We start from the raw sequence: 22,531 nt of genomic DNA, 5'->3' as shown, positions 1-22,531 counted from the left end.
AGGTCGATCAGCAATGCGGCGGCATTTTGACTCGATGATGTTGCTGTTGCGGTAGCGAAGCACAGGGTTTGCGGCAACTTTCTTCAATCGCGACGAATCATCGGATTTTCCCGCGAGAATTCGCGGGTTTCTTTGTGGCCATCGATTTGGCCTTCGAAGCCTCCATCAGCGCATCCCTGATGTTGGTGAGGTGACGCGTCATGGCGTGGCTCGCCTTGCGCGGGTTCCTCGCTTGAACGGCTTCGAAGATGGCCTCGTGATCCCTGCGCCACATGGGCCGGTAGTCCTCCATCTGCATGTGGTTGTGAATCTCCTGCCAGATACCGGACTCGGTCTGTGCGCGCCACAGCGAGTCGCTGATCGACACCAGCGCGCCGTTCCCGGTCGCCTCGGCCAGCACCATGTGGAAGCGGTGGTCCGACGTGTCGGCCTCGCGTCCCTGCGCATGTTCCCAGCGCATCATCGCGAGCGCTTCGGCGAGCTGCGCGAAGGCGGCCTCGGAGCCGCGCTGCGCCGCGATCGCCGCGATCTGCGGTTCGATCAGCTGGCGCGCCTCCAGGTTCTCGAATGGCCCAAAACCTTCGAGCACGTGCACGTCAGGTGCCTCCTGACGACTGATCACATAGACGCCGCTGTTACTGCGCACCTTCAGCATGCCGGCCATCGCCAGCGACAGGATGGCCTCGCGCACCGTCGGCCTCGACACGCCAAACGTCTTCGCGAGATCGCGCTCTGCCGGCAGGCGCTGGCCGATCCGGTAACTCGCCTGGATCATCGCAGCAATGCGCCGGGCAACGATCTCGAAGCTGCGTTCAGGCTTGGACGGGGGATCGTGCAACATCTTCGTGCTCATCAGTCCTTTTTTTGAGTTTGACAAGCTGCCGCTCGAAAGCCAAGCTGGTCAGACCAATTTGGACTGACCAGTTTCGCGCGACCGGGGTTGGGAATACTCTGTCGGTGGGACGATGGAGGCTGCGCGCGTGTTCGACAGCAAGCCGAATTCAGCCGAGGCGCGTGACATCGCGTTCCATCTGCACTCGCAGACCAACCCCCAGCGACATGCAGAAATCGGACCGCTGATCATGGCGCGCGGCGAGGGCGTCCATGTCTTTGACGCGAACGGCAAGCGTTATCTGGAAGCGATGGCCGGGCTCTGGTGTACCTCGCTCGGCTTTTCCGAGACGCGCCTGAAAGCGGCAGCAGCGGCGGCCTACGACAAATTCGGCTTCTATCACAGCTTCAATCACAAGACGCCGGACAACACGATCGACCTCGCCGAGAAGCTGGTCGAGATCTCGCCGATCCCGGATGCTCAAGCATATTTCGCAACGTCAGGCTCGGAAGCCACCGAGACGATGGTGAAGCTCGCCTGGGTGTATCACGCGGTTCACGGCAAGCCCGGAAAGCGCAAGATCATCGCCCGCGATCGCGGGTTCCATGGCTCGACGATCGTTGCAGCTTCGATGTGCGGTCTGCCCCGCATGCACCGCGAATTCGGTCTTCCGCTCGAAGGCTTCCTGCACACGCATTGCCCGGATGCCTATCGCGGCACGAGGCCCGGTGAGAGCGAGGCGGCGTTTGTCGGCCGGCTCGCAGCCGATCTCGAAGCAATGATCATGGCCGAGGGACCCGATACGATCGCAGCCTTCATCGCCGAGCCGATCAACGCCGGCGGCGGCATCGTCGTGCCGCCGAAGGGATATTTCGCTGAGATCGAGGCGGTGCTGCGCCGTCACGACATCCTGGTGCTTGGTGACGAGGTGGTCTGCGGCTTCGGCCGCACCGGCAACTGGTTCGGCTGCCAGACGGTCGGCATGAAGCCGGACATGGTGGCGCTCGCCAAGGGCATCACCTCGTCCTATTTCCCGATGTCGGCCGTGTTGCTGGGCCGTCCGATCCGGGACGCGCTCAGCGAGATGAACAAGGGCGGCGAGCTGTTCGGCCACGGTTTCACCAATTCCGGGCACCCCGTTGGCGCGGCGATCGCGCTCGAAACGCTGAAGATCTATCACGAGATGGATGTGGTGCCGCACGTCCGCCGCATGGGCTCGAGGCTCCGCGCCGGACTGGAGCAGATCGCGCGGGATTCGCGCATCGTCGGCCAGGTGAGGGGCGAGGGACTCATGATCGGGGTCGAGCTGGTCGCGGACCCCGCGACGCGGCAGGCCTTCGATCCCGCGCTGAAGGTCGGCGCGATGTTCGATGCGCTCGCAATCGAGAATGGCCTGATCATCCGCGCGATGGGCGACACGATCGGGTTCTGTCCGCCGCTGATCATCGACGAAGCCGGAGTTGACGAGGCGCTCGACCTGTTCGCGCGGACCTTGCTCAGCGCCGAGGCCAAGCTTGCCGAGACACGTCCATCTGCGTAACCCCTTGAGGAGACCATAGCATGCGCCGTCGAGACCTGCTCCGATCCACACTGGGCGCCGGTCTCGGCGTCGCCCTGGGCTCGAGTCTTGCGATGCCGCGGCTGGCCCGCGCGCAAGGTTCGCGCGTGCTGCGCTTCGTGCCGCAGGCCGATGCGGCCATCCTCGATCCGATGATCACGACCGGCCTCGTCAACCGCAACCACGGCTTCCTGATCTGGGACACGCTCTACGGCGTGGATGAGAAATTCCAGGTTCAGCCGCAGATGGTCGCCGGCCATACCGTCGAGAACGACGGCAAGCTCTGGACGATGACGTTGCGGGACGGCTTGAAATTCCATGACGGAGAGCCCGTACGCGGGCGGGATGTGGCGGCGAGCCTGAAACGTTGGGCCGCGCGCGATGCCTTCGGCAATTCGCTCTTCAATTTGGTGGACGAACTCTCGGCGCCTGATGACAAGACCGTGCGCTGGCGTCTGAAGTCACCGTTTCCGCTGTTGCCGGAAGCGCTCGGCAAGGTCGGTGCCATCATCGCCTTCATCATGCCGGAACGTCTTGCGCAGACCGATAGCGTCACGCCGGTCAAGGAGCTGATCGGTTCCGGTCCGTTCAAATTCCAGGCCGATCAGCACGTGCCCGGCGCGCGCCTGGTGTATACGCGTTTCGATGGCTACGTGCCGCGCCCCGAGGGGACGCCGAGCCTGCTCGCCGGTCCGAAGATCGCGCATTTCGACCGGGTCGAGTGGCAGGTCATCCCGGACCCCGCGACGGCCGCGGCTGCGCTTCAGCAGGGCGAGATCGACTGGTGGGATCAGCCCATCGTCGACCTGTTGCCGAAGCTGAAGGGCAACAAGGCGCTGACCGTCGAACTGCTCGACCCCATCGGTAATGTCGGCGTGCTGCGCTTCAACCATACGCAGCCGCCGTTCGACAACCCGGCCATCCGCCGCGCGGTGCTCTCCGCCATCAGCCAGAAGGAATTCATGTCCGCGGTTGCGGGCGACGACACAAGTCTCTGGCGCGACAAGGTCGGCTTCTTCGCGCCCGGCGGCATCATGGCGAACGATGCCGGCATGGACGCGCTGAACGGCCCCCGGGATATCGCCGTCGCGGCCAAAGCCATCAAGGACGCCGGCTACAAAGGCGAGAAAGTGCTGCTGATGGCGCCGGGCGATTTCCCTGTCATCGGGCAGATGAGCGAAGTCGCAGCCGATCTGTTCCGCAAGCTCGGTCTCAATGTCGACTACGCGGCGATGGACTGGGGCTCGATGCTGCGGCGCATGGGCAACCGCGACACACCGGACAAGGGCGGATATAGCGCCTTCTGCACTTATTCTGCGGGCGTCACGCAGCTGAACCCCTCGGCGCATAACTTCATCCGCGGCAGCGGTGACAAGGCGACCTTCGGCTGGGCAAAGAGCGAGAAGCTGGAGCAGCTCCGGGATGCCTGGTTCGCCGCGCCCGATGCCGCCACGCAGACGAAGATTGGCGTCGAGATGCAGAAGCAGTGCTTCATCGATGTTCCCTATGTTCCGCTTGGTGTCTTCTATCAGCCGACGGCTTACAAGAAGAGCCTGACGGGCATGCTCAAGGGCCTGCCGTTGTTCTGGAACGTGCGCGGCGCCTGAAGAGGGATTTTCGATGCTTCCGATCACCGGTTATGCGGACCGCTGGAGCGTGCGCTCCGGCGACGACATCAACTTCATGATTGCGGTCAAGGGCGGCGGCCGCTATTCGGCGCGGATCGCCCGCATCATCTGTGGCGACCCGAATCCCAGGGGACCAGGCTATCGCGAGATTCCGGTCAAGTGGGACCTGGAAGGCCAGCACGATGGCATCGAGCAGACCATCGCCAAGGGCTCATGGGTCGATGTATCGGCGCTGACGCTGCCGGCGGGCCCGATCGCCTTTGCCGCGACTGTCTGGCCGACCTTGCTCTCCGCGGGCCAGCAGGCCGTGCTGAATTGGGCCGGCGCAGGCGGCTCAATGACGCTCGGCGTCGGCAAGGCGGGCGCTTTCGTCCGGCTCGTGACCGGCGGGGGCACCATCGAGGTCGAGACCGGCGTCGGGCTCACCGAGCGGGCGTGGCACGACATCGCGTGCGTGTTCGACCCGGCAACCGGATCGTTGGCGATCGCACAGGCACCGCGCAAGATCAGGCTCGATCGCGACGAGCGCGCGACGAAATCGCTGAGCGCGCCAAAGGCCGCGTTGGCCGGCACGGGGGCGGCGGCGATTGCAGCGGAGCGCGCAGGCCGGGGCGTAGTCCACCATTTCAACGGCAAGATCGAGCGGCCGCGCATCACCGATGGCAGCACCGGCCTTGACGGCACCATCGCCGTGCAGGCTTCTGGAACGCCGGCTCCGTCCATCGCTGAATGGGATTTTTCCATCGGCATTCCAACCGACTCCGCGACCGATATCGGCGCTGCCAAGGCGCACGGCACCTGCATCAATTTGCCGACGCGCGCGATGACGGGGTCGCGCTGGACCGGCGGCGTGACGCATCGCTGGACAGAAGAACCCAAGCTCTGGGGGGCGATCCATTTCCACGACGACGATATCGGCGATTCCGGCTGGCAGCCGTCGCTGACCTTCACCGTGCCGGAGGACTGGAAGAGCGGCGTCTACGCACTGCATCTCGAAAAGGATGGCACGCGCGACAACATCGTCTTCTATGTCCGCGCCCGGATACCGGGATCGCAGGCCAAGGTGGCTTTTCTCGCGCCGACCTTCAGTTACACGGTCTACAGCCAGTATCAGAAGAAGGGCAGGCAAGCCCTGATCACGGAGCGCTCGGTGGCCTGGGGCGCGCTGGCGCAGGCGCCGGACGGTCATCCCGAGTACGGCGTCTCGCCCTACAACTTCCACTCTGACGGCAGCGGCGTGGTGATGTCGACGATGCGCCGGCCGCTGATCGACAAGCGTGTGAACCAGATCCATCTGGTCGATCCCAGCGACTACGGTTCCGGCCTCTACTGGATCTCCGCCGACAGCGCCATCACCGATCTGCTGACCCGCAAGGGTATCGACTTCGAAGTCATCACCGATCACGACGTCCATGCCGAAGGCGTCGATCTGCTCTCGAAATATTCTGTGGTTCTGACCGGGCAGCATCCGGAATATCACACCCATGAGACGCTCGACGCGCTCGGCGCCTATCTCGGCAATGGCGGCCGCTTCATGTATCTCGGCGGCAACGGCTTCTACTGGAAAGTGGTGCCGCATGCGACAGGCACCTGGGCTTTCGAGCTGCGCCGCGCCGAGGGCGGCATCCGGCTCTGGGAAACGCTGCCCGGCGAGAGCTATCACGCGTTCGACGGGTCCTATGGCGGCCTCTGGCGTCGGCTCGGCCGTCCGCCGCAGGCGCTGGTCGGCGTCGGCTTCAGCACGCAAGGGGAGTATATGGGTTTCCCCTACACCTTTCTCGACGGCATTCTCGATTCCCGCGTCGCCTTCATGCGCGAGGGGATCGAGGATCTGGCGAAGCCCGGTGCCAAGCTTGGCGAGCGCGGCTTCATGGGCGGCGGCGCGGCGGGTCACGAGCTGGATCGGGCGGACACGCGCCTTGGCACCCCGCATCATGCGATCATCGTCGGCCGCGCAGTCCTCACTGATCCGACCTATCAGCCCGTCAACGAAGAGCGCTACGACCATACCTGGCCGGCATCGCGCGAGGACATCATCCGCTCCGACCTGACCTTTTTCGAGACGCCGAATGGCGGTGCGGTGTTCTCCGTCGGCTCGATGAATTTCATCGGCGCGTTGCCGGTCGACGGCTACAACAACGTGGCAGCCCTGCTGGTGACCAACATCGTCAGGCGCTTCGCCGATTCGACGCCATTCCCGGTGCCGAAGGCCCCCGCACAAGGGGGATGACCTCACGCGACGATGTTGCTCTTGGGCCGGTGCGAGAATACTCTTGGGACCTCTGCTCGAACAAACGACAACAAGATCAAGACCCAAGGTGACTGATGGCCCGCATCAACTACAGCGACCCGATCAAGGCGTCCGACCGCACCCGCGAAATTCTCGACAAGAACCGCAACGCCAACATCTTCCGCATGATGGCGCACTCGCCGAGCTACTTTGAGCAATACTGCCGGCTCGGCGGAGCCATCCGCCACAAGGGCGAGCTCGATCCCATCGTGCGCGAGCTCGCGATCACCCGCACCGGCATTTTGTGCGAGGCGCCGTATGAGATCGTCGCGCACAAGCGCATCGGCAAGAATGTCGGCGTCACCGACGAGCAGAACGAAGCGCTGGAGAACTGGCAGGCCGCGACCTGCTTCAACGAGGTGCAGCGCGCCGCACTCGCCTTCACCGACGAGATCGTGAAGCTGAAGAAGCCGACGGATGCGACATTCAAGACGATCGCATCGAAGCTGACACCGGCCGCGCTGGTCGAGCTCCAGCTTTCGGTCGGCTTCTACATCATGACCTCGAAATTTCTGGAGACTTTTGAAATCGATCTCCAGCCTGTCACGGAAGTGGTGGGCTGATCCAAAAACTGTGGCGAGGTCTGCCGATGACGATCGATGAATACGCGGTCTGGGCCGCGAGCATTGCGAAAGTCGATGAGCATCCGTCCAACGAGCGGCTGTCCTATCTCGGGCTCGGCCTCGCCGGCGAATCCGGCGAGGTCGCCGACCACATCAAGAAGCTGCTGCGCGATGACTGGCTCGACAAGGCGGGCCTCGTCGATGAGCTCGGCGACGTCATCTACTACTGGGCTTGCCTGTGCGCCGCGACCGGCCAGCAGCCGTCCGAATTGCTCAAGGCGAGCGCTGCCAAGATCAAGCGGCGACTGAGCGAAGCCGCGAGCCGCTGACCCGGATCAGCGCGCTCACGTCGACGTCAGAATGTCGACCTTGGCATTGGCGACGATCAGGCGGTCGGCGAGCAGCTGCGCCAGATTGCGCATGATGCGCTCGGAAGCGCGCGGGTGCTGCTTGCGGAAGCGCTCGAAATCCTTCAGCGGCACCTCGAATGCGGTCGCTGCCATGTCCGCGTAAACATCGGCCGAACGCGTCGGCTCCAGCAGCGCCATCTCGCCGAAGGCCATGCCGGCGGTCAGCGTCGCCAGCCGCACGCCGTCGGGCAGGGTGACATGCACGGCGCCGCTGCGCAGGAAGAACAGGGAATCGGCGGGGTCGCCTGTCGTGATGATCTTTGCCCCGGATGGAAAGGTCCGGATCGTGCAGATCGAGGTGAGGTCGGTCAGCTCTTCCTCGCTCATGCCTGATAGCAGCGGCTGTTCGGCAAGCTCGGTGGTTTCGTGGAAATCGATCGAGCCGCCGTAACGGTAGACGATCTGGTCTTCCGCCCATTCGATCGCGGTGTCGAGCAGATAGAAGTCGCGGACGTTCTTCAGCTCCGCCGTCCATTCCCGCAGGCTGTCCCATTCCTTCGACGCACGCCTGACCCCTGACAGGACGACGGTCACGTTCAGCGCTGCCAGCTCCTCGAACGCCTCGGCGACGAGCCGCGCCCCGGCGCGCGTGGTGGAGGTGACGCGGTGGAGATCGAAGATCACGATTTGCGGCCGGGCCTGTCCGGCCAGCCTGCGCGAGACATAGTCCACTGCCGACAGCGACAGCGTGCCGACCAGCTCGATGACCCGCACCTCCTGCTCGCGCCCGGCCAGAATCTCGCGCTCCTGCGGCCGGCGCACGCGCCGCGACGGGCTCTTGCCGATGTCGTAATCGGCGATGACGGCGTTGCGCGCGTCGTCGCTGCGGTTGAGCATGTGCAGGTCGTAATGCGAGGACAGCGCCTCGCAGACCTTGATGCCGCGCACGCTGTTGCCATGCTTGTCGAGCCTCGGCGAATAGCTGCCGAGCCCGAGCCGGGCGGGAAGGGCCGCGAGGATGCCGCCGCCGACGCCGCTCTTGGCGGGGATGCCGATCCGGTAGATCCACTCGCCGGCGTAGTCGTACATCCCCGACGACGTCATCACCGACAGCGTGCGCGAGATCGCGTAGGGCGTCAGCACCTGCTCGCCCGTCACGGGATTGACGCCGCGGTTGGCGAGCGTCGCCGCCATCACCGCGATGTCGCGCGCCGTGACCAGCACCGCGCATTGCCGGAAATAGACGTCGAGCACGCCGGCGACATTGTCCGAGATCACCGCGTTGGTCTTGAGGAGATAGCCGATGGCGCGGTTGCGGTCGCCGGTCTGGCTCTCCGAGCTGTAAACGGCCTCGTCCACGGCGAGATCGCGCCCCGCAAAACGGCTGAGCGCAAGCCGGATCTGCTCGAACGCGTCCGGGCCCTTGCTCTCATAGATCAGCCCGGTGCAGGCGATGGCACCGGCATTGACCATCGGGTTGAACGGATGGTTGTCGGAATTGAGCCGGATCGAGTTGAAGGGATCGCCCGAAGGCTCGACGCCGATCGCGCCCTCGACGCGGCCGGCGCCCAGGAGGTCCAGCGCCAGCGCGAACACGAACGGCTTTGACATCGACTGGATGGTGAAGGGCACCCGGCTGTCGCCGACCTCGTAGACATGGCCGTCCAGGGTCGCGAGGCTGATGCCAAAATGGGCAGGGTCGGCCTTGCTCAGCTCGGGGATGTAGTCGGCGACGGCGCCGGAGGTCTCGGCCGAGAATTCGTTGAGACAATTGCCCAGAAACCGCAGCAAGGGCGGCTTCGAGCGGGTCCAGGCGGAGGCGAGAGGCGAAAGCGTTGTCATCGCCTGTCTTTGTGCAACGCAATCAGGGCACGCGCAACCCGTCCGGCACCACGGCCTGCCGCCGGACCAGCAGCAGGGCGATCAAAACCGTGGGCACGAGGATCGCGAGGCCCAGCAGCGTGACCTGCATTTGCGACAGCGGCATGATCCCGCCGCCCGGGGTGGCCACGACAAAGCCGCCGATCACCAGCAGCACCCGCAAAGGCCACTCCATCAGGCCCGCGCCGCGAAGGTCGCCGACAAAAGCCTGGTAGCCCTGGATGCCGCCGCAAATGAAGACGATGCCGAAGCAGGCAAGTCCGGTCAGCCCGAATGCCTCCAGATACGGGTTGCTGCCCTGAAGCAGCAGCGCCGGATTGAGCACGAAGAAAAACGGGATGAAATAGATGATGCTGCCGACCCACATGCTCTCCCAGCCCGTCTTCATCGCGGGCGCGCCGGCGATGCCGGCCGCCGCGAAGGAGGCGATCGCCACCGGCGGCGTGATCGAGGACAGCATGCCCCAGTAGAAGATGAACATGTGCACGGCCATCTTGTTCAGCCCGAGCTTCTCCAGCGCCGGCGCCACCAGAATGGCCAGGAAGATGTAGCAGGAGGTCGTGGTCAGCCCGAGCCCGAGGATCAGGCTGGTGATGGCGCACATGATCAGCAGCAGGAAGGCATCGCCCCCGGCGATGCTGAGCAGGTCGTTGGCGAGGCTCGAGATCACGCCGGTGAGCGAGAAGGCGCCGATCAAGAGGCCACAGCCGGCGAGGATCGCGATCAGCTCGACGAAGGTCTTGCCGTTGAGTTCGAGGAAATGCAGCCAGCGCGCGCCGCCCCAGTTCTTGCCGGGGAAGAATTCGTTCAGCGCGGCCAGCAGGCACATGCCCCACAGCGCGGCATTGAGCACGCCGAACCAGAACATCGCAGCCGTTGCCGCGATAGAACCGGCGAGCACCAGCGTATTGCCGTGCTTCCAGCGCGCCGGCCCGGACCATTGATGCAGGATCACGAGCAGCACGGAGGCATAGAACGGCGCGTGGCTCTCGCGCTTGAAGTAGAGCAGCATCACCACGAGCACGACGATCACGAACAGATAGTACCAGCCCTCTTTGAAAGCGTCCCAGAAGCGCGGCAGCTCGGCGCGCGGCAGGCCCTTCAGCTTGTGGCGGGCGGCATAGGCGTCGACCTGTGCGAACAGGCCGACATAATAGAGGATCGAGGGGATGGTGGCGGCGAGCGCGACGTCGGCATAGCCGGTGTTCATGAACTGCGCCATGACGAAGGCAGTGGCACCCAAAACTGGCGGTGCCAGCACAGCGCCCGTCGAGGCGCAGGCCTCGATCGCGCCGGAATAGGACGGCGTGAAGCCGGTCTTCTTCATGGCGGGGATCGTCATCGTGCCGGCGGTTAGCACGTTGGAGACGATGCTGCCGCCGACGGTGCCGAGCAGGCCGGAGGCGAACACGCAGACCTTTGCCGCGCCCCCACGAAAAGTGCCGCACATCGCGAAGGCGATGTTGATGAAGAATTTTCCCGCGCCCGTCATCATCAGCGCGGTGCCGAAGACGAGGAAGCCGATCACGGTGTCGGCGAAGGCCTGGATCGGAATCCCAAGCAGGCTCTCGCCGGAGAGCATGTGATAGGACGTGGTCTGCGCCAGCGTCGATTGCGTGCCGCGGAACGGACCGAGCCAGGAGGAATCCGCAAATAGCGGATAGAGCGTGAAGGGCAGCACGCTGAGCAGCAGGCTCCAGCCGCCGGTGCGCCGCAGCGCCTCCATCAGCACGAACCACATCACGAGTCCGGCGGCGATGACGCTGCCAGGCGCGCCATCGAACTCCCAGCCGAATTGCGCGGCCTTGCGGATGTTGAGCATCAGCCAGATCGCCGAACCGAAGGTCGCCGCGAACAGCAGCAGATCATACCAGGGGATGCGGTCGAGCGGTGCCTTCTCCGATCCCGGAAAGATCAGGAAGGTGAATGGGAGCATCAACGCGATCAGCAGGTAGAAATATTCGGTGTTGAGCTGGGTGTAGTCGATGAAGAACCGCAGCGAGAATTGCTGGTTCACACACAACAGAATGGTGGCCGCGGTGGCCGTCATCAGCACCCAGCGCCCCGCGCCCTTCAGCGTACGGACACGCGTGACCTCGGCTTCCTGCAGGTCGGCAGCGGCGCCGAGATGCGGATCTGCGAACTCAACCTTCGTCGCCGGCGCTGCCGCAGTCTCTGACATCGGCGCTCTCCTCAAACAGTTCTGCGGCAGGCAGCTTGACGGTCAGTCAAACCCGTTCGGCATGTCGGCCTTGGCCAGCGCCGTGGCGCGCGCCTTCATCCAGCCCTCGAGGAAGGCCTTTTCGTCCGACGGTGGATTGGACTTGCCGTAATCCGCCCATGCCGCGCCAAGCACTTCCTGACGCTTGAACAGCTTGTTGTTGTGGGCGTCCTGCGCGTCAGACCATTGCCCGGCTTCTTTCAAGGCCTTCACTGCGCCGGGATGCACCGGCACCACCCAGTTCTTGGTCTGCCGGTCCGCAGCGAGCCCGCCGGCGCCGGGCGCGGAGTCCTTGTACGCGTCGTAGCTCACGATCATCGCCTTGGTCATCGCATAGATCTGGTCGGCCGGTTGCGAGGCATAGGCGACGAAGATCGGGTAGGGGTAGTTGCCGAGCTCGATCGGCTTGTCCGGCGTGATGCCGGCGCCGCAGGTTGCCGTCTGCGGGAAGAAGAACGAGCCGACCTTCTGCATCCGCGCCCAGCCTTCCTTGTCCTTGGCGGGCAATGGCGGCCAGACCAGGCCGCGCGGCGAGGTCTCGGCTTCCTTGGCGGGGCCGGTGATGGTGGTGCCGAAGGCGGCGTCGGTGTCGTTGTTGATCAGGCCTTTCCACATCGCGCCGTAGCTCGCGAACTCGACGACCTTGACGTCCTTCTGCGTCAGGCCTGCGAAGGCGAGCACCGCGAGCGAGTTCTGGTTCAGCGCGGGCGAGCCGACCACGAAGCCGACGCGCTTGCCTTTCAGGTCTTTCAGATCTTTCACGCCGCTATCGGCTGCGACCCCAAGCGAACCGCAATTGCAATCGACGCTCGAGAGCATGATCTGGAGCGGCTGCGGGCCCCATTCCTTCGAGCCGAACTCGAACACGCCTTCCTGCGCGAAATAGGTACCTGATCCCATCGCCGATGACGCCGCGCGCTTGGCGCGCAGTGGTGCAAGCCGCGCGACGTCGTTGCCTGCGGGCAGCACGCGCACATCGGTGCCGTATTTGTCCTTCATCATCTTGCCGACGCCAACCGCGATGTTGAATCCGGCGGTTCCGGTGTCATAGGCGGTGAATGTCAATGTCGGCGGCAGCTTGATGTCTTCGGCGATTGCATAGCGTGTAGACGCAAAAGAAATGCCCGCAACCAAGGCAGGCGCGAGCATGGTCAGCCCACGAAGCATGTTTCCCTCCAATGATCCTCGCGTTTGCCGCGAAGAGTTTCATTCTTTGTTTGAAACAGATTTTTGTTTGAAGCAGATCATGTCATCGCGATCAGGCGATGGCAACGCCGTACCGCGAACGCGGCGATGAGGCAGACAGATTGTCGCGGAAGCCACGGATAATGCAGTCAGTTCGCGACGATCGCGATCGCCTGTCCTTCGGCGACGACATCGTCGAGCTTGACGAGCAGCGATGTGATCGTGCCGCTCGCAGGCGAGGGCACAGGTATCTCCATCTTCATGGCCTCGACGACTACAACGTCATCGCCATCAGCAACGGTTCCTCCAACTTGCACGGGAGTTGCGCAGATGCGACCCGCGACCTCCGTGACGATCTTAATTTCTGGCATGCCATCGCCTTTTTGTTGTCGTTGCAAAATGCCTGAGGTAGCGTCGTCTGCAAGTGGAATTTAATTCCGCAGAGCGGAACGAACGGTAGGGAACATGGGACGACGATCGGAGCGGTTAAGCAGGCAAGGTGCGCTCGCTGGCGATGCCGGCGAGGGTGATGTCATCCAGGTGGTGTCGCGCGCGTTCGACGTGTTGCGATGCTTCGAGGGCCATGAGGCCCGACTCGGCAATCTCGAGATTTCAAATCGCTGCGGCCTGCCGCGCTCGACGGTGTCGCGGCTCACGCACACGCTGACGCGGATGGGGCAACTCGTCTACCTGCCGCGCGACCAGAAATATCGCATCGGTCCGAGCGCAGTGGCGATGAGCGCCTCGATGATGAAGGGCGCGCAGCTGCGCAGCATGATCCGGCAGCGGCTGCAGGAAGTCGCCGAGCAATTGCCTGGCACTGTCGGCTTCGTCGTCCCCGATCGCTTCCATCTGGTCTATCTCCAGTTCGCGCGCTCGGCGACTGCGCTCGGCCTGCATGAGGGCACCGGCAGCCGCATCTCGATGGCCTCGACGGCCGCGGGCGCGGCCTACACCGCGGCGCTGGCGCCTGAAGTCGGCGATGCCTTCATTACAGACATGGAACGGGAAGCGCCCGAAGCTGCAAAGATCCTGCGGCCCCGCATCGAGGCCAACAGGCAGTCGTTGCTCGAGCGCGGTTATGTCACGGCCTGCGGCCTGTGGAGCCCGCACATCAACGGCCTCGCGGTGCCGATCTGGTCGCCGCAATACCAGACCTTCGTCGTCATCACGATCGGGCTGCTGTCGTCGATGTATGACGAGCAGCGTCTGCATGCTGAAGTCGCGCCGTTGATGGTCGCGCTCGGCCGCTCGCTCGGAAGCCTGATGGAGGGCGCGGAAGGCGACGTCTTCAACAACCGTATCTCGCGTAAACCGGTCGCAATGGCCGTGCACAACAATAACAAGCCGATCAATTCGGAGGGAGTGAATGAACTGGAAGCCGGAACTCGACGAGCTCGCCCGGCGCGAAGCCTTCGCGCGGGAGATGGGCGGCGTTGACAAGGTCAAGCGTCAGCATGACCAGGGCCGACTGACTGTTCGGGAGCGTATCGACAAGCTGATCGACAAGGGCAGCTTTCACGAAATCGGTGCCGTCTCCGGAATCGGTGAGTACGATTCCAGCGGCGAGCTGCAGAAATTGACGCCGGCGAACTGCGTGTTCGGCCGCGCGCGTGTCGAAGGCCGCACCGTGGTGGTCGTCGGCGACGATTTTACCGTGCGCGGCGGCTCGGCCGATGCGTCGATCTCGGCAAAGCCGTTGATGGCGGAGGAGATGGCGCATGATTTCCACCTGCCCATCGTCCGCATCATCGAGGGGTCCGGCGGCGGCGGCTCGGTCAAGACCATCGAGACCAAGGGCGCGGCCAATCTGCCGGGCGGCATTGGCGGCACGCGCTGGTATCGCTTCACGACGGAGAATTTGTCGCGCGTGCCGGTCGTCGCGCTCGGCCTCGGCTCGGTCGCTGGCCTTGGCGCGGCACGCCTTGCCGCCAGCCACTATTCCATCATGACCCGGAAGTCCGCGATGTTCGTCGCGGGGCCACCGGTGGTGAAGGCGCTGGGGCAGGACCTCACCAAGGAGGAGCTCGGCGGCGCCGACATCCAGACTCGCGCCGGCGCGGTCGATCACGCCGTCGATACGGAAGAAGAGGCGTTCGCCTGCGCGCGACGTTTCCTCTCTTATCTGCCGTCATCGGTCTATGAGCTGCCGCCGACCTTGCCCTGCACCGACAATCCGGAGCGCACCGAAGAAGCGCTGATGAATGCGGTGCCGCGCAACCGCAAGCAGGTCTACAAGATGCGGCCGATCGTCGAGCAGGTCGTCGACAAGGGCTCGTTCTTCGAGGTCGCCAAGAATTTCGGTAAGCCAATCATTGTCGGTCTCGCCCGGCTCGAGGGCAGGGCGGTGATGGTGCTTGCGAGCGACAGCTTTCACTACGGCGGCTCGTGGACCGCGGATGCGTGCCAGAAGGTGGTGCGCTGGGTCGACTTCGCCGAAACCTTTCACCTGCCGATCGTCTATCTCATGGACTGCCCGGGCTTCATGATCGGCCTCGATGCCGAGAAGGCGGCCACCATCCGCCACGGCGTCCGCGCCATGGCCGCGGTCAACCAGACCACCGTGCCCTGGTGCACCGTGATCCTGCGCAATGCCTTCGGTGTCGCCGGCGTGGTGCATCAGCCGGCCGACCGCTTCTCGATCCGCTACGCCTGGCCGTCAGCCTATTGGGGCTCGCTGCCGCTCGAAGGCGGCATCGAAGCCGCCTACCGCGCCGACATCGATGCGGCCGAGGACAAGGCGGGCAAGCTCAACGAGATCCAGGAACGGCTGAACAAGCTACGCTCGCCGTTTCGCTCCGCCGAAAAATTCTGGGTCGAGGAGATCATCGATCCCCGGAAGACGCGGTCGCTGCTATGCGAGTTCGCAAGGCTGGCCGAGCCGTTGCGGAAGGCGGGGCCGCCGGAGAACATGACGATCAGGCCGTAGGTTGCGGTCATTGCGAGCAACCGGGCGCGCGAAGCGAAGTCCCGATGACGGGCTCCGCGAAGCAATCCAGACTTTACCCGCGGAGGCCGTCTGGATTGCTTCGTCGCTTCGCTCCTCGTGGAGCGGCGCGGTGAAAGTCGTGATGGATGGAACCATTTCCGGCGCGGTGCATTCAAACGCGCATGAGGAACCTGTATTTCGGCATCGGGGCTCTCGCCGCCGCGCTGGTTCTCTTTACGGTTTGGCTGGGCCAGCATGAACGGGAGGCATCAATCGATCGCCTCGAGCAATGGGTGATTCCACGCCCGCCACCTGAGCGCTAAAGGAATCGCGGGCGTCACTGACGGCCCTATCGAAATACCCGCAAACACATTCGTTGTAAGCCGCCACGGAAACGGCCACGCCTTCGGCCGGACAGATCGACATTTTAGACCTGCCGGGGATGTCACTGCCGCCGGTCTTCAGCGGCAGCGACATGAGGATTGACGATTAGCGCTTGGGCAGCGAGGCCATCACTTCGCCCGCGTCGCCATCCTCCAGACAGGGTGTGACGGTCAATGGGAGCAGGTCAGCCCACTGCGCGAGCCAGCGATACATCGCCTTTGGATCGCTCGATTCAGAGATCGCAAATCCCTGTCCGTTCATGCCATGCCACCGGCCCAGCATCTTGACGCCTTCGGGTGGCGCTCCGCCGGTTTCCAGAAAACGGCTGACGGCTGCATTGAAGGTGCCTTGAGGTACACTCCAGGTTGTAATGAATTTCATGCGATTCTCCCATAATCTGAATTATTGGATGAATGCTGCGGCTGCGCCGCCCGCGCACAATAGCGCTGGCATGTCGAATAACAACGGCGAATGAAGCCGTGGGTTAGTGCGGTGGAGGCGCCGTAGCGGACTTGGTCGTGTGTCACCGGCGTCCGCCGGAGAACATGACGATACGGCCGTAGCGGCGCGAACGGGGAACTCATTGGGGCTGCCGACCTATCCCGTCTCTGATAAGATCATCTCGGGAATGAGACCGGGAGGGCTCGCTCATGTCGGCTGTCGATGCGAAGATCGTCCGCACCATGTGTCCGATGAACTGCCACCCGACGTTTTGCGGAATGCAGGTTGAGGTCGAGAGCGGTCGGCTCAAGACGCTGAGCGGAGACAAGGATAATCCGGACAGTGCCGGGTTTCTTTGCGTTCGCGGGCGCGCGACCAGCGAGATCTTCGGCAATCCGAAGCGACTGCTCTACCCCCAGATTCGCGACGATCGCCGCACCGACATCTGGCGCCGCGTAAGCTGGGACGAGGCGCTGGATTTCATGGCGAAGCGGATGCGGTCGGCTGGGCCCGAGGCGGTGGGTCTATGGGCGGGGCATGGCGGCTTCACCGTGGGGAGTGCCGTGACGGTGCAGTTGATGCAGCGTTTCGCGCATATGTATGGATGCCAGAACTGGCATCCTGCAATGGTCTGTTGGGGGCTTGGCGGTTTTGGAGTGGGTCTGACGGGCGCGCTCAAGGTCAATACCAAGGAGGATATGGCTGAGAACTCGAACATGATCGTGCTTTGGGGCGCGAACATTTCGAGTCAGCCCAATACCGCCCGTCATATCGTCGCGGCTCGGCGTCGCGGGGCAAAAGTCATCACGATCGATGTAAGGAGAACGGAAGCGGCGGCTCAATCGGATGAAGTTTTCCTGATCCGCCCTGGATCGGACGCTGCGTTCGCTTTGGCCGTCATGCACGTCATCGTCACTGAAAAGCTCTATGACTCTGAGTTTATCGAAGCGCATACCGTCGGCTTCGCGGAATTGTCGTCTCACGTTCTGCCCTTCGCGCCGGCCTGGGCAGCAGCCGAGACCGGTCTTGAGGAAGGCCAGATTGCGTCGTTCGCCAGAGCGTACGCGTCCACGCGACCAGCCATGATCCTTCTCGGCGGCAGCTCCATGCACAAGAGTGCCAACGGCTGGCACGCGGCGCGTGCGATCAGCTGTCTGCCGGCGTTGACCGGCAATTTTGGGGTTGCAGGCGGCGGTCTCGGCCCACGTCATGGCGCCCACAGTGCGACCATGTGCAATCTGAATACGGGTGTGGCACGCGCGCCGGGCAATTATGTTGCCAATCAAATGCCCGACATCGCAAAGGCCTTGTCCGACGGGCAGCTCAAGGTTTTGCTCCTGCTGGGGACCAACATGCTGTCGTCCTTCGCGGACGCCGGTGAAATCTCCCATGGTCTCAACAAGACGGGTCTGGTCGTTTGCGTCGATCTGTTCATGAATGAAACGGCGCGGCGTTTCGCCGATGTGTTGTTGCCTGGAACCGCCTGGCTCGAGGAACTGGGATTTAAGGTGACGAACACGCACCTCTATCTGATGGAGCGTGCACTGGAGCGGGAGGGAGAGACGCGCCCGATCTATGAAATCCTGAGTTCTTTGGCAGACTCCCTCGGGCTTGCTGACTTCTTTCCGTGGGCGTCGATCGAAGAGGTGATCGATGTCATCTTGAATGACACGACAACCGGCCATGCGACTGTTGCGTCGCTGCGCGCTGCCGGTGGCTTTTTGCCTCTTAACGTGCCCGCGGTCGCCTATGCGGATCGGAAATTCGATTCACCGTCCGGGAAGATCGAATTCTGCTCGCCGCAGGCGGCAAGGCTCGGGCTTCCGCCACTTCCGGTGCACGGCGGCGACCAGGCTTCGCCCTATCCGTTGTCGCTGAGCTTCGGAAGGACGCTGACACATTTTCATTCGTTCTATGACGAGGGCCAGGCTCTCCCGGCATTGGCAAAGCACAATGTCGCCCCGCAACTCTGGATATCGCCGGTGGATGCAGAGGCGCGTCAACTCAGCAACGGGGATGCGATCAGGATTTACAATCAGCGGGGCGAGTTCGCGGCAAAGGCCTGCGTCACCGACGACGTCAAGCCCGGGGTGGTCTGGATGCGCGATGGCTGGGTTGGCCTCAATCATCTCACGTCCGGCGACGCGGTTCTGACCGGAGACGCTCTCAGTCTTTTTCACTTCTCCGTTGGCCAGTCCGACTACGGCGCCCGCGTGGAGGTCGCGCGAAGGACAGGCGTCGTTGTAGACGAGGCTATCCGGCATCCGTCACAGCCGCAGCACCTTGCCTGGATTCATGATGTTCTGCGGATCGAGCGCGCGCTTGATGGTGCGCATGACGTCGAGCTCGGTCTTCGAGCGGTAGTGACTGAGCTCGTCGAGCTTGTCGATGCCGATGCCGTGCTCCGCCGAGATCGAGCCGCCCATGGAAGTGATGAGATCGTTCACGGCCCGCGTGATGGCGGACGAATATTGGGTCAGCGTCTGCTGATCCATGCCTTTGGGGCCCATGAACGAGAAATGCAGATTGCCGTCGCCGATGTGTCCCAAAGGATAGGGGCGAATGGTCGGAAGAATGTCGAGCACGGCCTTGAGCCCCTGGTCGATGAAGCCGGGAATCCTGGAGATGGCCACCGACACGTCGTAGCTCAGTCCCGGCCCCTCGGCGCGGGAGGCCTCGGCGACGCTTTCCCGGATGCGCCACATGTTGCGCGATTGACCGACCGTCTGCGCCAATGCCGCGTCGAGCACGCGGCCGGCCTCGAGCTGATCAGCGAGAAACTGCTCCAGCTTCTCGGTCATGCCCTCGGTCCCGTCCTGTCGGGCCCGCGAGGACGACCATTCGAGCAGGAGGTACCATGGCGTGTCGGCCTTGAGAGGATCCTGGGTGCCGGGAATATGGCGCAGCACCATGTCGATGGCGCTGCGGCTCATCAGCTCGCAGGAGCCGACATTGTCCCCTGATGCCGCATGGGCTTCGGACAGGATCTCCAGCGCCGCGCGCGGATCGCGGATCGCCAGCCACGCCGTGCAGACGTCCTTCGGCGCCGGCCACAGCTTGAGGACGGCCTTCGTGATGATGCCCAGCGTTCCCTCGGCGCCCATGAAAAGGTGCTTGAGGTCGTAGCCCGTGTTGTCCTTCTTGAGCGCACGCAGTCCGTCCCAGACGTCCCCGTTGGCCAGCACGACTTCGAGCCCCAAGACGAGATTGCGGGCATTGCCATAGCGGAGCACCTGCACGCCGCCGGCGTTGGTCGACAGGTTGCCGCCGATCATGCATGAGCCCTGGGCGCCAAGGCTGAGCGGCAGGAACCTGTCGTGACGGCTTGCGGTCTCCTGAAGCGTCTGGAGAACGCAGCCGGCCTCGACCGTCATCGCGTAGCCGACGGCATCGACGTCCAGCACGCGGTTCATGCGGCCGAGCGACAACACGATGCCGGTGTGCGCTGGCCAGGGCGTGGCCCCGCCCATCAGACCGGTGTTGCCACCCTGCGGCACGATCGCGACGCCGTGCTCATGGCAAAGCCGGACGACCTTCGAGACTTCCTCGGTGCTGCCAGGACGAACGACGGCGCCCGCGCCGCCGACCAGTAGTCCGCGCCAGTCCGTCACGTACGGCTGCTTGCCGTGCTCGTCCTCGATCAGGCCCTTCTCGCCGACGATCGCGCGCAGCGCATCGCGCATCCGGGCGGTCAAAGGAGCGGTCGGGATGGTGGGTAGGGAGGACGGGAAGGCAGCCGGCATTTTGTTTCCCCTGGCGCATCTTGGTGTGCACTGCGCACGTAACGTGCGGGGGTATTCTCCACGTTTGCGGCGGGGAGTCTAATGGCAATATGTCTCGAAGCGGGGGACCGTGGACGAACGCACCGAGCAGGTACCCGTCACCGACGGAGCTTGGTCTCGGCCGAGCGGAATCCTAGTGGATGATCTGGTTCAGGAAACCCTTCGCCCGTTCCGTGCGCGGAGCCCGGAAGAATGTCTCCGGATCCGCTTCCTCCACGATGCTTCCGCGATCCATGAAGACGACCCGATCGGCGACCTCGCGGGCGAATCCCATCTCGTGCGTCACGCAGACCATCGTCATTCCGTCTCGCGCCAGCTCGACCATGGTGTCCAGCACTTCCTTGACCATCTCGGGGTCGAGAGCAGATGTCGGTTCGTCGAACAGCATGATCTTGGGCTGCATGCACAGCGCCCGCGCGATGGCGACGCGTTGCTGCTGGCCACCCGACAATTGCGCGGGATACTTGTCCGCCTGATCCTGGATGCGGACCTTCCGCAGCAAGCCGAGCGCGCGATCGCGCGCTTCCGCCTGCGAGATGCCGCGAACCTTCATCGGAGCCAGCATGCAGTTCTCGGCGACCGTGAGGTGCGGAAAGAGGTTGAAGCTCTGAAAGACCATCCCGACCTCGCAGCGCACGCTGTTGATGTCGGCCATGCGATTGCTCAATTCGACACCGTCGACGACGATCCTGCCGCCGTCGTGTTTCTCGATATGGTTGATGCACCGGATGAGCGTCGACTTGCCGGAGCCCGAGGGGCCGCACAGCACGATCTTCTCGCCCTTGCCGACCCTGAGATTGACGTCGTTCAGCGCATTGAATGCGCCGAATCGCTTCATCACATTCTCGACGAGGACGATTGCACTGGGCTGCGTGGCATTGCTGACAGTCGCTTGAGGCATGTTCGTCTCCCGAATACAAGGCCGTTTGGTATCCCGATGATCATCGTGCCGTGGCAAGGCCGTATCGCTTGCGAAGGGTGGCGACGCACTGGGAGGCCGCCGAGCTGATGGCGAGGTAGGCCACCGCGACGACGAGGTACATCTCGACGAGACGTCCATTGAGCTGTGCGAGCTTGGAAGCCGCGCCCAGAAGATCCGTCAACGACAGCACGTAAACGAGAGACGTGTCCTGAAACAGGATGATCGTCTGGCTCAGGATGATCGGACTCGCCACGCGAAGGACTTGCGGCAGAACGACATGGCGGTAGGTGTCGTAGGTCGACAGCGCGAGCGCCTGGCAGGCCTCGAACTGCCCCTTGTTCACGGCCCGCAGTCCGACGCGGATGATCTCGGAGTAGTAGGCGGCTTCAAACAAGCCAAAGGTGATGAACGCCGTGTAGGTCGCCCCGATCGGGATCGGGCGGCCGTTGCCGCTCAGGTGCCCGAGCACGATCGGCACCAGGAAGAAGAACCAGAAGAGAACCAGGATCAGCGGGATCGACCGGATGATCGCGACGTAGCCGCGGACGATCTGGGCGAACACCGGGACCTCGAAGTGCTGTACCAGCGCGAGACAGGTTCCGAGCACCATGCCGATGGCGAATGCGGCCGCCGTGAGCGAAAGCGAGAACAGCAGGCCCGACCAGAGATAAGGCCACGACTGCGCGACGATCGAGAAATCGAGGGTATTCATTTCACGGTCTCCATGGCGCCAGGCAGAGCGCTGCCTTGCTGCATGTCGGCGGCGAGATCCTGTTCAGCAGTAAGCTTCACCGGGGTGCTACCCGGAATCCTGACGGCCTTGTCGATGAGCGTCATGATCTGATACGCAACCAGCGCCAGGCAAAGATAGATGATCGTCGCCGCGCCGAATGCCGAGAATGTCTGGAACGTTGCCTCGCTGATCTGGCGCGCCTGTGCGGTCAGCTCCATCAAGCCGATCGTGAGTGCGACGGAGGTGTTCTTGTATATTCCCATCACCTCGCTGGTGAGGCTCGGCACGATCAGGCGCAGAGCCTGCGGCACGACGATGTACCGATAGGTGAGGTAGCCACTGAGGCCGAGAGCGTTGGCGGCCTCGATCTGCCCCTTCGGAAGCGCTTCGATGCCGGCCCGGACCTGCTCGGCTATCCGCGACGCCGTGTAGAGTCCGAGGCAAAGGAGAGCCGGGAAGAACGATGCCCAAGGCGGCGGCATCTGCTTGATGGCATTTCCGAGCGCGGTCGGCACCACCTCCGGGAAAACGAAGTACCAGAGGAACATCTGCACCAGGACAGGGATGTTTCGGAATATCTCGACGTAGAGCCGGGCCGGAATCGAGACGAAACGATTCTGGACAGTGCGGCCCACGCCGACGAACACGCCGATACCGAAGGCGATCCACCAGCCGAAGAAGGCCAGAGCCAGGGTCCAACCGAGACCCGACAGAAGCCAGTCGATATAGCGCTGGCCGTCTGCCGCCTGTTCAAAAAGCACTCCGAACATCGCGAGCCTCCGGGTTGCAGGTGCGGACGAGGATGACTTTCCGGGACGATCAGCTCCGTCAA

The 22,531-nt window shown here is 63.5% G+C and carries 17 protein-coding genes and 1 pseudogene; 8 read left to right on the top strand and 10 right to left on the bottom strand.

What is annotated here, in order from left to right:
- Positions 1-97: 97 nt before the first annotated feature.
- On the bottom strand, positions 98-853 hold the full coding sequence (locus AB7G19_RS25970) for a FadR/GntR family transcriptional regulator (RefSeq protein WP_208086263.1): 756 nt from the start codon (positions 851-853) through the stop codon (positions 98-100).
- Positions 854-980: 127 nt separating this feature from the next.
- On the opposite strand from AB7G19_RS25970, the gene AB7G19_RS25965 reads away from it, so the two are divergent.
- The 5 genes from AB7G19_RS25965 to AB7G19_RS25945 all read left to right on the top strand — a co-directional run bounded on the left by AB7G19_RS25965 (position 981) and on the right by AB7G19_RS25945 (position 7,200).
- Positions 981-2,372, top strand: coding sequence for an aspartate aminotransferase family protein (locus AB7G19_RS25965; protein ID WP_439034665.1), 1,392 nt, complete (start codon positions 981-983; stop codon positions 2,370-2,372).
- Between the two features lie 20 nt (positions 2,373-2,392).
- Positions 2,393-3,997, top strand: coding sequence for an ABC transporter substrate-binding protein (locus AB7G19_RS25960; protein ID WP_441268277.1), 1,605 nt, complete (start codon positions 2,393-2,395; stop codon positions 3,995-3,997).
- A gap of 13 nt (positions 3,998-4,010) precedes the next feature.
- A complete protein-coding gene (locus tag AB7G19_RS25955; protein WP_441268276.1) occupies positions 4,011-6,248 on the top strand; it encodes a N,N-dimethylformamidase beta subunit family domain-containing protein in 2,238 nt (745 codons plus the stop codon).
- Between the two features lie 95 nt (positions 6,249-6,343).
- Positions 6,344-6,871, top strand: a complete 528-nt coding sequence (locus AB7G19_RS25950; protein WP_441268275.1) for a carboxymuconolactone decarboxylase family protein — start codon at positions 6,344-6,346, stop codon at positions 6,869-6,871.
- Positions 6,872-6,897: 26 nt separating this feature from the next.
- Entirely contained in the window at positions 6,898-7,200 is a 303-nt protein-coding gene (locus AB7G19_RS25945) for a nucleoside triphosphate pyrophosphohydrolase family protein (RefSeq protein ID WP_014495972.1), read from the top strand.
- A 15-nt stretch (positions 7,201-7,215) separates the two neighbouring features.
- On the opposite strand, the gene glsA is transcribed toward AB7G19_RS25945, so the two are convergent.
- From glsA to AB7G19_RS25925, 4 genes are all read right to left on the bottom strand, one after another.
- Entirely contained in the window at positions 7,216-9,063 is a 1,848-nt protein-coding gene (gene glsA / locus AB7G19_RS25940) for a glutaminase A (protein ID WP_441268274.1), read from the bottom strand.
- A 22-nt stretch (positions 9,064-9,085) separates the two neighbouring features.
- A complete protein-coding gene (locus tag AB7G19_RS25935; protein WP_441268273.1) occupies positions 9,086-11,284 on the bottom strand; it encodes a TRAP transporter permease in 2,199 nt (732 codons plus the stop codon).
- A 42-nt stretch (positions 11,285-11,326) separates the two neighbouring features.
- The gene (locus AB7G19_RS25930; protein ID WP_441268272.1) at positions 11,327-12,490 is read right to left on the bottom strand and encodes a TAXI family TRAP transporter solute-binding subunit; all 1,164 of its coding nucleotides are present in this window, start codon (positions 12,488-12,490) and stop codon (positions 11,327-11,329) included.
- Between the two features lie 167 nt (positions 12,491-12,657).
- The gene (locus AB7G19_RS25925) at positions 12,658-12,879 is read right to left on the bottom strand and encodes a biotin/lipoyl-containing protein (RefSeq protein ID WP_014495968.1); all 222 of its coding nucleotides are present in this window, start codon (positions 12,877-12,879) and stop codon (positions 12,658-12,660) included.
- 94 nt (positions 12,880-12,973) lie between these two features.
- On the opposite strand from AB7G19_RS25925, the gene AB7G19_RS25920 reads away from it, so the two are divergent.
- Positions 12,974-13,948: an IclR family transcriptional regulator gene (locus tag AB7G19_RS25920; RefSeq protein WP_208086270.1), complete on the top strand. Its 975-nt coding sequence runs from the start codon at positions 12,974-12,976 to the stop codon at positions 13,946-13,948.
- Positions 13,878-15,437 carry an acyl-CoA carboxylase subunit beta gene (locus tag AB7G19_RS25915; protein WP_441268271.1) on the top strand — a complete coding sequence of 520 codons (1,560 nt, stop codon included), beginning with the start codon at positions 13,878-13,880 and terminating at the stop codon, positions 15,435-15,437. Before AB7G19_RS25920 ends, AB7G19_RS25915 begins: the two co-directional genes overlap by 71 nt.
- A 489-nt stretch (positions 15,438-15,926) precedes the next feature.
- Here AB7G19_RS25915 and AB7G19_RS25910 read toward each other — a convergent pair whose 3' ends face one another.
- On the bottom strand, positions 15,927-16,202 hold the full coding sequence (locus AB7G19_RS25910) for a DUF3303 domain-containing protein (RefSeq protein ID WP_038941960.1): 276 nt from the start codon (positions 16,200-16,202) through the stop codon (positions 15,927-15,929).
- A gap of 269 nt (positions 16,203-16,471) precedes the next feature.
- Here AB7G19_RS25910 and AB7G19_RS25905 point away from each other — a divergent pair.
- Positions 16,472-18,388: pseudogene (locus AB7G19_RS25905) on the top strand (molybdopterin-containing oxidoreductase family protein); the annotation flags it as partial.
- 141 nt (positions 18,389-18,529) lie between these two features.
- Here AB7G19_RS25905 and AB7G19_RS25900 read toward each other — a convergent pair.
- The 4 genes from AB7G19_RS25900 to AB7G19_RS25885 all read right to left on the bottom strand — a co-directional run bounded on the left by AB7G19_RS25900 (position 18,530) and on the right by AB7G19_RS25885 (position 22,469).
- Positions 18,530-20,005 carry an FAD-binding oxidoreductase gene (locus AB7G19_RS25900; RefSeq protein WP_441268270.1) on the bottom strand — a complete coding sequence of 492 codons (1,476 nt, stop codon included), beginning with the start codon at positions 20,003-20,005 and terminating at the stop codon, positions 18,530-18,532.
- Between the two features lie 172 nt (positions 20,006-20,177).
- Entirely contained in the window at positions 20,178-20,945 is a 768-nt protein-coding gene (locus AB7G19_RS25895) for an amino acid ABC transporter ATP-binding protein (RefSeq protein WP_441268269.1), read from the bottom strand.
- A gap of 40 nt (positions 20,946-20,985) precedes the next feature.
- A complete protein-coding gene (locus AB7G19_RS25890; protein ID WP_166095254.1) occupies positions 20,986-21,678 on the bottom strand; it encodes an amino acid ABC transporter permease in 693 nt (230 codons plus the stop codon).
- Positions 21,675-22,469 (bottom strand): amino acid ABC transporter permease, encoded by a 795-nt coding sequence (locus tag AB7G19_RS25885; RefSeq protein ID WP_441268268.1) that lies wholly within the window; start codon positions 22,467-22,469, stop codon positions 21,675-21,677. Before AB7G19_RS25885 ends, AB7G19_RS25890 begins: the two co-directional genes overlap by 4 nt.
- Positions 22,470-22,531 lie beyond the last annotated feature (62 nt).

The organism is Bradyrhizobium sp. 215_C5_N1_1 (assembly GCF_052075935.1).
GTDB classification, from domain to species: Bacteria; Pseudomonadota; Alphaproteobacteria; order Rhizobiales; family Xanthobacteraceae; genus Bradyrhizobium; species Bradyrhizobium barranii.
The sequence above is the reverse complement of the archived record's forward strand: the minus strand, read 5'-3'. Positions and strand labels throughout refer to the sequence as shown.

Bases quoted from the DNA above. Each gene is read 5' to 3' on its own strand.
- AB7G19_RS25890 (WP_166095254.1), bottom strand. From the start codon at position 21,678: ATGAATACCCTCGATTTCTCGATCGTCGCGCAGTCGTGGCCTTATCTC.
- AB7G19_RS25930 (WP_441268272.1), bottom strand. From the start codon at position 12,490: ATGCTTCGTGGGCTGACCATGCTCGCGCCTGCCTTGGTTGCGGGCATT.
- AB7G19_RS25970 (WP_208086263.1), bottom strand. From the start codon at position 853: ATGAGCACGAAGATGTTGCACGATCCCCCGTCCAAGCCTGAACGCAGC.
- AB7G19_RS25955 (WP_441268276.1), top strand. From the start codon at position 4,011: ATGCTTCCGATCACCGGTTATGCGGACCGCTGGAGCGTGCGCTCCGGC.
- glsA (WP_441268274.1), bottom strand. From the start codon at position 9,063: ATGACAACGCTTTCGCCTCTCGCCTCCGCCTGGACCCGCTCGAAGCCG.
- AB7G19_RS25915 (WP_441268271.1), top strand. From the start codon at position 13,878: ATGAACTGGAAGCCGGAACTCGACGAGCTCGCCCGGCGCGAAGCCTTC.
- AB7G19_RS25950 (WP_441268275.1), top strand. From the start codon at position 6,344: ATGGCCCGCATCAACTACAGCGACCCGATCAAGGCGTCCGACCGCACC.
- AB7G19_RS25910 (WP_038941960.1), bottom strand. From the start codon at position 16,202: ATGAAATTCATTACAACCTGGAGTGTACCTCAAGGCACCTTCAATGCA.
- AB7G19_RS25920 (WP_208086270.1), top strand. From the start codon at position 12,974: ATGGGACGACGATCGGAGCGGTTAAGCAGGCAAGGTGCGCTCGCTGGC.
- AB7G19_RS25960 (WP_441268277.1), top strand. From the start codon at position 2,393: ATGCGCCGTCGAGACCTGCTCCGATCCACACTGGGCGCCGGTCTCGGC.
- AB7G19_RS25900 (WP_441268270.1), bottom strand. From the start codon at position 20,005: ATGCCGGCTGCCTTCCCGTCCTCCCTACCCACCATCCCGACCGCTCCT.
- AB7G19_RS25925 (WP_014495968.1), bottom strand. From the start codon at position 12,879: ATGCCAGAAATTAAGATCGTCACGGAGGTCGCGGGTCGCATCTGCGCA.
- AB7G19_RS25935 (WP_441268273.1), bottom strand. From the start codon at position 11,284: ATGTCAGAGACTGCGGCAGCGCCGGCGACGAAGGTTGAGTTCGCAGAT.
- AB7G19_RS25895 (WP_441268269.1), bottom strand. From the start codon at position 20,945: ATGCCTCAAGCGACTGTCAGCAATGCCACGCAGCCCAGTGCAATCGTC.
- AB7G19_RS25945 (WP_014495972.1), top strand. From the start codon at position 6,898: ATGACGATCGATGAATACGCGGTCTGGGCCGCGAGCATTGCGAAAGTC.
- AB7G19_RS25885 (WP_441268268.1), bottom strand. From the start codon at position 22,469: ATGTTCGGAGTGCTTTTTGAACAGGCGGCAGACGGCCAGCGCTATATC.